This window comes from Mesorhizobium sp. P5_C1 (genome assembly GCF_054049815.1).
The window spans coordinates 1-836 of record NZ_JBFULQ010001191.1 but is presented as its reverse complement, the minus strand read 5'-3'; the positions used below and the strand labels follow the sequence as shown (position 1 = coordinate 836).

1 protein-coding gene is annotated in these 836 nt (G+C 64.8%); it reads right to left on the bottom strand.

Features of this window, described 5'->3' with window-relative positions:
• Nucleotides 1-43: 43 nt before the first annotated feature.
• On the bottom strand, nt 44-817 hold the full coding sequence (locus tag ACXJ7R_RS34810; RefSeq protein ID WP_457155751.1) for an amino acid ABC transporter ATP-binding protein: 774 nt from the start codon (nt 815-817) through the stop codon (nt 44-46).
• Nucleotides 818-836 lie beyond the last annotated feature (19 nt).

Sequence of the window (836 nt, the reverse complement as noted above, 5' to 3'; positions counted from 1 at the left end):
GGGTTTTTTGTTTCTGGGACAATAGGCTGAAGCGTGTAGCCGCCTACCCCTCGCCGCCGCCTTCCCTCTCCGCTTCTTGCTTCAGCGTCGCAATGAAACGCCTGGTCCGCTGGTGTTCCGGATTGCCGAACAGCAGGGCCGCCGGGCCTTTCTCGACGATGACGCCAGCATCGAGGAAGACCACCTCCTGGGCGATCTTGGAGGCGAGGCGCAGATCATGCGTCGCCATCACCATGGTCGTCCCTTCGCTGGCGAGCTTGCCGAGCACGTCGACCACCTCTTGCGCCAGTTCCGGGTCGAGCGCCGAGGTCGGCTCGTCGCACAGCAGCACTTTCGGCGACGGGGCGAGCGCGCGGGCGATTGCCACGCGCTGCTGCTGGCCGCCCGACAGGGTTGCCGGCCAAGCATCGGCCTTGTGTGCCATGCCGACCTTTTCCAGCAAAGCGAGCGCCCGCTCGCGCGCCCGCTCCGTTGGCCATTTCAGCACCGTCACCAGCCCCTCCATGACATTCTCGATCGCGGTGCGATGCGGAAACAGCTGGAAGTTTTGGAAGACCATGCCGGTTTGCAGACGCAGGCGCTGGATATCCCTGGACGGAACCTTGCTGCCGGGGTGGAATTCGAGCGTCTCGTCGCCGATCCGCACCGTGCCGGATGTCGGGATCTCCAGCAGGTTGATGCAGCGCAGCAGCGTGCTCTTGCCGCCACCCGAAGGGCCGACCAGCGCCGTGACGCTGCCTTCGGCGATGGTGACCGTCACGCCCTTCAGCACGAGATTGTCGCCGAAACGCTTTTCGATGTTGGTGAGGCCGATCATGAGCGCGCCTCCAGGAAGC

What these genes read in the sequence shown, in the direction of transcription:
- ACXJ7R_RS34810 (WP_457155751.1), bottom strand. Translation starts at nt 817, where the DNA reads ATGATCGGCCTCACCAACATCGAAAAGCGTTTCGGCGACAATCTCGTG.